This window comes from Ferroglobus sp., from assembly GCF_015521575.1.
Taxonomy (GTDB): domain Archaea; phylum Halobacteriota; class Archaeoglobi; order Archaeoglobales; family Archaeoglobaceae; genus Ferroglobus.
The window spans coordinates 1-8,336 of sequence record NZ_WANY01000152.1; the positions used below are offsets into that span (position 1 = coordinate 1).

The following is an 8,336-nucleotide window of genomic DNA, read 5'->3' on the forward strand; positions in this document are numbered from 1 at the left end:
CAATATCGAATAAGATTTTCAACTTCGAACCGACTAAACCTTTCACGTGATCTGCAGCTATTAAAATTACAGCCACGTAAAGCAGAGTTATTCCGAACTTTCCGTAAAAAACTGAGCTGTCGAGCACAAAAATTTCATCCTTGTTGTTAGCAAGGACTCTGATTATAGCAATCAACAAAAGAATTGCAAAAAGTCCCGCTACAATGTTCGCCAACCTTACAACACTTCCAGAATCTATCCCAAAAACGGAAGAGAGAAACTCCAGCGATTCAACAACACTAATGAAGGCGAAAACCAAGGCGAGCATCATCAGATATTTGCTCAGCGAAATCCAAGATTGGACGGCAAGCCTCAACTTTTCTACTTCCCCAGTTCCCGAGAGGTAAAGGAGAAGAAGAGAGGATAAAAGCCCCAAAGCCGCTACCACACTTTCAACAATATTGATCATTATCATTAGTTATACACTGTTAACTTTCAAATATAAGGTTTTACCTCATCACAAAGTTTTATAAAAAAGGTTTGATCAGAGCCAGTGGCGTCATCACAGCTCAGACAAGGCTGAATTCATCATCTCAAAAGAGTTTGAAAATCGAATGAATATAACGCTATCGCTCCCCCCTTACTGCGACAAAAAGTGAACGACCTTCGAGAAAAATATTATAATCTGCCGACGAAACTTCCGTTGTATGGTCAAGATTTACGTCGTCTATAACTACGGACAGTACAATCACCTCATCCACAGAACTCTCAGGGATCTGGGAGTTGAAACCAAGCTTATTCAAAACACGACTCCGGTAGAAGAGATCGACGCCGACGGGCTTGTTTTAGGAGGGGGCCCCTCCTTGGATAAGACTGGAAACTGCGAGGAGTACGTGAAAAAGCTCGACATACCAATTCTCGGCATATGCCTCGGACATCAGCTCATCGCCAAAGTTTTTGGAGGAGAAGTCGGAAGAGGAAAAACTGGAGGTTACGCAGAGGTGGAAGTCGAAATAGTGGATAGAAACGAGCTTTTTGAAGGATTTCCCGAGAGGATAAAAGTTTGGGCGAGTCACATGGACGAGGTTAAAAAGTTGCCCGAGAATTTCAAAATTCTTGCAAGATCGGAGATATGCGAAATAGAGGCTATGAAACACAAGAAGAAGCCAATATTTGGTGTGCAGTGGCATCCAGAAGTTTACCACTCAGAGTACGGAGTAGAACTCTACAAGAACTTCGTTGAGATTTGCAGAAGATGAGAAAGACGACGATATTCTCAATAACGCTGCTGCCGATGATGATCGCCTCCGGCATGATGTACTCCGTTCTGCCGATTTACATAGCCGAAGAGCTTGGAGCGACGAAAACCCAAGTGGGCTCTTTATTTACCCTTGGAGCTATGAGCGGAGCTTTAGCGGCATACATTTCTGGAAGAGTAGCAGACAGATACGGAAGAAAGCCTCTCATCCTCACCTCTCAAATAAGCTTTGCAGCTGTCATGCTGCTGTATTCCCTAATCTCCGACGTCATCTTCGCATATCCAATCCATCTCATCGAAGGAGTGGCTTGGAGCACCCTCGGTGTTAGCGCTCCAACGCTTATAGCCGATTTGACGAGAAAAGACGAGAGAGGAGAGGCAATGGGAATCTACAACTCCACTTGGAGTGTCGGCTGGATGATCGGTCCGATTCTCGGAGGCTTGCTCAGCGACCTTTACGGCTTTAGATTCATGCTCAGAGTATCTTTCTTGACGATATTAGCCGGGACTGTCGCATCCTACATCGTTTTGAAAAGCATTAAAGAAGAAATTCGGGAATTTTCTGCTTAGCGATTAAGTCTCCAAAACTCTCCCTCTCCCTTATAACGAACGCTTCGTTCCCCTTCACTAAAACTTCAGCACACCTCGGTCTTCCGTTGTACTGGCTGCTCATAACAAATCCGTAAGCTCCAGCGTCGAAAACGACAATTATGTCTCCCTTCTCAACCTTTGGAAGCTTTCTGTCTTCTCCGAGAACATCTCCGCTTTCGCAGATTGGCCCTACAACCGTGTAAAGCTCTTCTTCTTCCCAATCCATTTTGTTAGCCACAGCTATTCTGTGGTAAGCCCCGTACATCGCCGGACGGATGAGAAGGTTGAAGCCAGCATCTACCGCCACAAAATTCTTGTAGGCTCTTTTAACGGCATTTACTCTCGTTAAGAGAATAGTAGTGTTTCCAACCAAGCTTCTTCCCGGCTCAAGCCAAAGTTCGGGATTCGAATCGAGTCTGCTCTTTCTATTCTCGTAAACCGGCTTTAGAGCGTTAGCCAGATCTTCAGGAGTTGGCACTCCTTTACTCTCGTAGTCTATCCCCAAACCTCCACCTATGTCCACGAATTTTAGATCAATTCCGAGATCCTCGACTCTTTCTGCAAGATCGAAAATTCTATTCACAGCTTCGACGAACGGAGAGATTTCGGTTATCTGACTCCCTATGTGGCAGTGAATTCCAACAGGAACTACATTCGGCAACTCTAAAGCGAGCCGATAAGTTTCAACAACCTGCTCAGCGGGAATACCAAACTTGGACTTTTTCAACCCGGTAGCTATCTTAGGGTGAGTTCTCGGATCTATGTCTGGATTTACCCTGAAAGCTATCTCAACTTCCACACCCATCTCCAACGCCATTTCGGAGATCGTGTAAAGCTCGTCAACGCTATCCACGCTGAACTTCACTCCCGACTCTATCCCGGCTTTTATCTCCTCTTCGCTCTTCGAATTACCGTTGAAAAGGATGAACTTCTTATCGAAACCCGCTAAAAGACTCAGATAGAGCTCTCCCTGAGAAAAAACGTCTGCTCCAAAATTCTCCTTTGCGATTATCTTCATTATCGCCAAATTATTGTTAGCTTTTACCGCATAGAGTACCCTCGCCCAACTAAAGGCTTTTTTGTAAGCCTCTATATTCTCTTTAAGCTTTGCATAGGATGTTACGTAGAGAGGAGTCCCGAAGCGTTCAACCAAATCGATAACGCTTAGATCTTCAACGTGAAGAACGCCATTTTTGCTCTCAAACATTCAGCGCACTCTCCATCCTTTCCAACGCTTCTTTTATTCTTTCAACGCTTCTCGTCAAAGCGAACCTTACGTAACCCTCGCCGTGCTCCCCAAACCCAACTCCGGGGGTTACGAGAACTCCGGCTTTATCAAGAAGGGTCTTCGCAAACTCTATGCTGCTACCGTCAACCTTCATCCAAACGTAGAACGTTGCCTTCGGTTTTTCCACCTCAAAACCGAGCTTTCTCAATCCTTCAACGAGGACATCTCTCCTCTCCTTGTAAACCCTGTTGTTCTCCTCTATAACGCTGTCATCTCCCCTCAAAGCTACTATAGCAGCATCCTGAACTGCTTGAAAAACCCCGCTGTCAACGTTCGTCTTAACCTTCAACAATCCCCTAATAATTTCCTCATTCCCTACAGCGTAACCAATTCTCCAGCCAGTCATGTTATAGGTTTTGCTCAACGATCCAAATTCTATCGTGCATTCGAAAGAGTTTTCGTATTCTAAAAAGCTCTTAGGTCTGTAATCGAAGGCAATTTCGCTGTAGGCAGCATCGTGAGCGAGAACTATCTCGTTGTCTATGCAGAAGTCAACGCATTCTTTTATGAAGTCCATTTCCGCAACAGCCGTTGTAGGGTTGTTGGGGTAATTCAAGAAGAATATTTTCGCCTTCTTCGCAACATCATCGGGAATGCTCTCCAAATCCGGTAGAAATCCGTTTTCCTCCTTGAGTGGAACTTTGTACGGCTTTCCTTCAGCCAGTATAGCTGAAGAGTAATAAACGGGATAACCCGGATCTGGAACGAGGACTATATCTCCGGGGTTTACGAAAGCTAAGGGGAGGTGAGCTATTCCCTCTTTCGAGCCTATTAAGGCTATAACCTGAGTCTCAGGATTCAGATCCACCTTCTTCCTCCTACCATAGAATTCAGCTACAGCTTCCCTAAACTCAAGTTTCCCCTCGTAGCTCGGATACTTCTGATTTTCCTCCTTCTCAACAGCCCTCTGCATCTCCTCCACTATGTGCCGTGGAGTTGGTAAGTCGGGATCTCCAACTCCGAAGTCTATTACGTCAACACCCTCCAAAACCTTCTTCCTCTTCATCTCGTCCAGTTCAGCAAACAGGTAAGGAGGAAGAGCCTTGAGTCTGCTGGATAGCTCCACTCGAACACCTCCTGAAAAGATCTTTTGAGGTTATCCTCTTTCTTCAATGGGTATATATTTTCTTCTAATTGGTCCCACGTATTTTGCTCTCGGTCTTATGAGGGTGTTGTCCTTGTACTGCTCTATTATGTGTGCCGTCCACCCCGCTATTCTTCCCAGAGCAAAAATGCAGATGAACATGTCGTCCGGAATTCCGAGATTTGCGTAAACGCTGGCTGAATAAAAATCAACGTTCGGCAGCAGCCCCTTATACTTTCTGACAGCCTCCTCTATAGCCTCACTTATCTTGTACCACCTCGGATCTTTAAGTTCAGCGAGCTTCTTCGCAAGAGTTTTCAGCTCTATCGTCCTCGGGTCTATGACCTTCTTGTAAACCCTGTGTCCAAAGCCCATTATCCTCTCTCCCCTTTCAAGCTTCTCTTTGACGTAACTTTCAGCCCTCCAAGGCACAGCCACTTCCCTCAACATTTCCATAACTTTCTGACTCGCTCCGCCGTGGAGCGGACCCATTAAAGTGCCCGTCGCAGCAACAACGCAAGCGTACATGTCAGCGAGGGTGGAAGCTGCAACTCTCGCTGCGAAAGTTGAAGCGTTGAGTTCGTGGTCCGCGTGAAGTATCAAATCAACATCCAACGCTCGCGATTCAACTTCATTCGGAATCTCTCCGTGGAGCATATAGAGGAAGTTTTCCGCATGATCGAGCTCGTCGTTAGGATGAATGAGCTTTTGTCCAGTCCTTATCCTGTGGAAGTATGCAACAATCGTCGGAAGCTTCGCTATTAAATTCTTAGCTTTCTCCAAACTTTTTTCCTCGTCTATGTGATGTATGTACTTGTCCAGAGTGCCAAGATAACTGACCGAAGTTCTCAAAGCTACCATGGGGTGGCTGAAGGGGGAAAGGCTCGAAAGCAAACCAATAACCTGCGGAGGAAGCTCCCTTCTTTCTTTTAGCTCTTCGCTAAACAGCTCCAGTTCGCTCTTTGAAGGTAACTCCCCGTAAAGGAGTAAGTACGCCACTTCCTCGTAGGTGGAGTGTTTCGCCAAATCGTGAATGTTGTACCCCCTGTATTCAAGAACAGCTTCCCCATTCTCGATGACTATCCTGCTTATCTCGCTCTCGCAAACCACAACATCCTTCAAACCTTCCAAAACTTCCATACTACATCACCTTGAAGGAAGGATACCTATCGAGGATCATCCCAGAAACTATAATCGGAAAATCACCCCTCGCAGTTTCTACAGCATTTTGAAGCTTCCAGTCCTTTTCAGCGTAAATCGTGAATAGAGGATCCCCTTTTTTGACGACTTCTCCCTTCTTCTTGTGAACGACAATTCCAGCACCCTTATCCTTCGGAGCTCCGGCTGATCTTGCTATTTTGACTATCGCTTTATTTCTAACAGCCACAACAGCCCCTTCGAAAGCGGCAGTGAATGTGTGCGTATTTTCTCCGACCATTATCTCCTCCGACTTCCTTATTTCCCCTCCCTGAGCTTCTACTATTTCCAAGAACTTCTCGTGAGTCTTGCCCTTCATGAAAAGCTCTTTAGCGTACTCGTAACCGTTCATAGCTATTCCAGCCATTTCGAAGAGAATTCCCGCTATTCCAAAGGATTTTTCAAGGAGACTCGAAGAGCCTTTTCTTTCTTCCATAGCTTTTAAAGCCTCCTTAGCCTCCAAAGCCGGCCCTACGGCTCTTCCGATTGGCTGTCCTCCGTAAGTTATTGCACAAGTCACGTTTAGTCCGAGTCTCCTTCCAAGCTCAACGAAGTCGCTCGAAAGTTCCCTTCCCCTCTTCATATCCGATATCTTCGCTCCTTCACCTACTGGGATGTCTATAACCACGTGTCTCGCTCCGACAGCTCCTTTCTTAGCCATGACGCTTGCCAAAAGCTGAGGTTTCGGATCCAACGAGAGAGGGTACTCCACCCTGATTATCTTATCATCAGCCGGAGCTATGTTGGTAGCACCACCCCAAGCTATAACCCCTCCAACTCTTTCCGTTATTTCCTTTATCTCCTCAACGCTCAGATTTACGTTCGCTAAAACTTCCATGGTATCCGCAGTACCGCTTGCGGAAGTTATTGCTCTACTCGCGGTTTTTGGAATTAACAAGCCGGCAGAGGCTACCGTTGGAACTATGATGAGGCTAATCTTGTTGCCGGGAACTCCGCCTATGCTATGCTTATCTACAACTATTCCTTTCTCGAAGCTTATAGTCTCTCCAGTCTCTATCATAGCCCTCGTCATCCACTCGATCTCGTCGAAATCCATGCCTACGAGGTAATTTGAGATGACAAATGCCGTAAGCTCTACCTCGCTTAAGCTGTTGTTCACGATATCTTCGATTATTTCGTAAATCTCGTCCTTCGAAAGCTTCTTTCCGGAAAGCTTTTTCCTTATGTACTCAACACTTTTCGGGCGGGAGATCGGGAAAGCTTTGATTTCCTCCCCATCCTCAACTTTAAGCTCCTCAGCAATATTTATCGGAATACCTATCTCTCCCCTCGCCACTATCTGAGAGGGCTGAGGGAAAATCGTTATCGATCTGCTTCCTTTTACGAGTTTCAACCTATCTCCGTGAATTATCCCTATCTCCTTTAAATCTTCTTCATTGGCAAATCCGTAGAATTCGTTCATCTTCACCGGAATAAGTCTGACTTTAAAGATCATTTAGAGTGACTCTTGCGAAGCGTATATAAAGGTTGCTGTTGGTATTAAAACGCATACGAATTTTTTCGGATTGTGAGAAAAATATAAATACTGGCAAAATTCTATTTCCGTTTAAAAAAGGAGGGAAAAATAATGGAACTCACACAAATTCAAAAAGACATTCTCTATGCGCTTGTAACGCTCTACAAAAAGAAGGGCGGTGGATCAGTAAAAGGAGAGGAGATAGCGGAGCTTATAAACAGGAATCCCGGAACCGTGAGAAACCAAATGCAGGCTTTGAGAGCCCTCGGACTTGTTGAAGGAGTGCCGGGACCGAAGGGAGGATACAGACCAACGGCAAAAGCCTACGAGCTCTTGGCAATAACGAAGCCCGAAGAGGCGGTGAGAGTACCGGTGATCGTAAACGATGAGCTGATGGAAGATTTAAGCGCTGAAGAGATTGACCTACCGTCTCTAAGCCATCCAGAAGTCTGTCAAGCGAAAATCAGAATAATAGGAGACGTCAAGAAGATAAACATCGGAGATAGAATAGTCGTTGGTCCAACACCGGTGAACGAGCTAATGATTTACGGGAGGGTAATTGGAAGAGACGATACAGAAAATTCGGTAGTGGTAAGCATAGAGAAGATCCACGCCATTCCAAAGGATGAAGTCGGAGAACACATGTCCGCTCCAATAATAACGAGCGAGGCTGATGAAACAGTCAAAGACGCTGCAAAGAGGTTAGCTGAGCACGGAATATACTGCACGCCTGTCAAGAAGAACGACAAGCTTGTAGGGATTTTCACGTTGGACCATGCTGTCAAAGCTTTCGTTGAAGGAAAAGAGAACGAAAAGGTCGAAAAAATCATGAGACCGAAAATAGTCACGGTTGACAAAAGGATCAAGCTCAGCGAAGCGCTAAGAATAATGAGAGACGAAGACGTGAGAATTTTAGTCGTCACGGACAACGGAAAGCCGGTGGGAGTGATAACCGACCAAAAGATTCTGAGCATCCTTGCTCCAGAGCAAGTTAAGTAACGCAATTTTTCTTAAATTTTCGTGAAGTGGTTGTAGATAGCTGTTGCTATGCCCGCTAACATTGGAGCTATGAAGAATCCCGCTATTCCCCCAAACAATCCACCTCCGATGAAAGATAGGAGCAAAACGAGAGGATGAATTTTCGAGGCGTAGCCCACAAACTGGGGTCTTATAAACAACTCTGGGATGATGTAGAGAAAAACAACTCCTATCACAGTGAAGTAGATTGCCGAGTAAACGTCAACTGTGAACAGGTATATCGCCACAGGAGCTATAACCATCCATTCGGCAAAAATCGGTATTATGGCTGCTAAAAACATCAATCCGACAAGAAGGGGAGTGTAGGGAATGTTAAAGGCTACGAAAAACGGTAAGCTTATGAGAGCTATTATGATAGCAAAAACGAGATTACCAAACCAAAGTCCGGTGAATATGCTGTCCACCTCCTCAAAAAATTCCGACG

At 45.4% G+C, this 8,336-nt stretch carries 9 protein-coding genes; 3 read left to right on the top strand and 6 right to left on the bottom strand.

The window, feature by feature from the left end; all coding sequences use genetic code 11:
• A partial coding sequence (locus F7C14_RS06265; protein ID WP_290900983.1) for a hypothetical protein occupies nt 1–454 on the bottom strand: 454 nt, incomplete at its 3' end.
• 232 nt (nt 455–686) lie between these two features.
• On the opposite strand from F7C14_RS06265, the gene F7C14_RS06270 reads away from it, so the two are divergent.
• Both F7C14_RS06270 and F7C14_RS06275 read left to right on the top strand, forming a co-directional pair.
• A complete protein-coding gene (locus tag F7C14_RS06270; RefSeq protein WP_290900985.1) occupies nt 687–1,238 on the top strand; it encodes a GMP synthase subunit A in 552 nt (183 codons plus the stop codon).
• Nucleotides 1,235–1,807, top strand: a complete 573-nt coding sequence (locus tag F7C14_RS06275; protein WP_290900987.1) for an MFS transporter — start codon at nt 1,235–1,237, stop codon at nt 1,805–1,807. The genes F7C14_RS06270 and F7C14_RS06275 overlap by 4 nt, the downstream gene beginning before the upstream one ends.
• Here the strand turns inward: F7C14_RS06275 and lysA are convergent.
• From lysA to F7C14_RS06295, 4 genes are read right to left on the bottom strand one after another with little or no spacing between them, the layout of a single operon-like run.
• Nucleotides 1,776–3,035 carry a diaminopimelate decarboxylase gene (gene lysA / locus F7C14_RS06280; protein ID WP_290900990.1) on the bottom strand — a complete coding sequence of 420 codons (1,260 nt, stop codon included), beginning with the start codon at nt 3,033–3,035 and terminating at the stop codon, nt 1,776–1,778. The two genes, F7C14_RS06275 and lysA, sit on opposite strands and share 32 nt — an antisense overlap.
• Complete coding sequence (locus F7C14_RS06285) at nt 3,028–4,182, bottom strand: LL-diaminopimelate aminotransferase (RefSeq protein ID WP_290900993.1); 1,155 nt, start codon at nt 4,180–4,182, stop codon at nt 3,028–3,030. Before F7C14_RS06285 ends, lysA begins: the two co-directional genes overlap by 8 nt.
• Before the next feature lie 30 nt (nt 4,183–4,212).
• Nucleotides 4,213–5,340: a citrate/2-methylcitrate synthase gene (locus tag F7C14_RS06290; protein ID WP_290900995.1), complete on the bottom strand. Its 1,128-nt coding sequence runs from the start codon at nt 5,338–5,340 to the stop codon at nt 4,213–4,215.
• A 1-nt stretch (nt 5,341) separates the two neighbouring features.
• Nucleotides 5,342–6,853, bottom strand: a complete 1,512-nt coding sequence (locus tag F7C14_RS06295; protein ID WP_290900997.1) for an AMP phosphorylase — start codon at nt 6,851–6,853, stop codon at nt 5,342–5,344.
• Nucleotides 6,854–6,985: 132 nt separating this feature from the next.
• Between F7C14_RS06295 and F7C14_RS06300 the strand changes: the two genes are divergently transcribed.
• Nucleotides 6,986–7,873 carry a CBS domain-containing protein gene (locus F7C14_RS06300; RefSeq protein WP_290900999.1) on the top strand — a complete coding sequence of 296 codons (888 nt, stop codon included), beginning with the start codon at nt 6,986–6,988 and terminating at the stop codon, nt 7,871–7,873.
• 11 nt (nt 7,874–7,884) lie between these two features.
• Here the strand turns inward: F7C14_RS06300 and F7C14_RS06305 are convergent.
• The coding region (locus F7C14_RS06305) for an AI-2E family transporter (RefSeq protein WP_290901001.1) at nt 7,885–8,336 on the bottom strand (452 nt) is incomplete at its 5' end.

What these genes read in the sequence shown, in the direction of transcription:
- F7C14_RS06270 (WP_290900985.1), top strand. Translation starts at nt 687, where the DNA reads ATGGTCAAGATTTACGTCGTCTATAACTACGGACAGTACAATCACCTC.
- F7C14_RS06275 (WP_290900987.1), top strand. Translation starts at nt 1,235, where the DNA reads ATGAGAAAGACGACGATATTCTCAATAACGCTGCTGCCGATGATGATC.
- lysA (WP_290900990.1), bottom strand. Translation starts at nt 3,035, where the DNA reads ATGTTTGAGAGCAAAAATGGCGTTCTTCACGTTGAAGATCTAAGCGTT.
- F7C14_RS06290 (WP_290900995.1), bottom strand. Translation starts at nt 5,340, where the DNA reads ATGGAAGTTTTGGAAGGTTTGAAGGATGTTGTGGTTTGCGAGAGCGAG.
- F7C14_RS06295 (WP_290900997.1), bottom strand. Translation starts at nt 6,853, where the DNA reads ATGATCTTTAAAGTCAGACTTATTCCGGTGAAGATGAACGAATTCTAC.
- F7C14_RS06300 (WP_290900999.1), top strand. Translation starts at nt 6,986, where the DNA reads ATGGAACTCACACAAATTCAAAAAGACATTCTCTATGCGCTTGTAACG.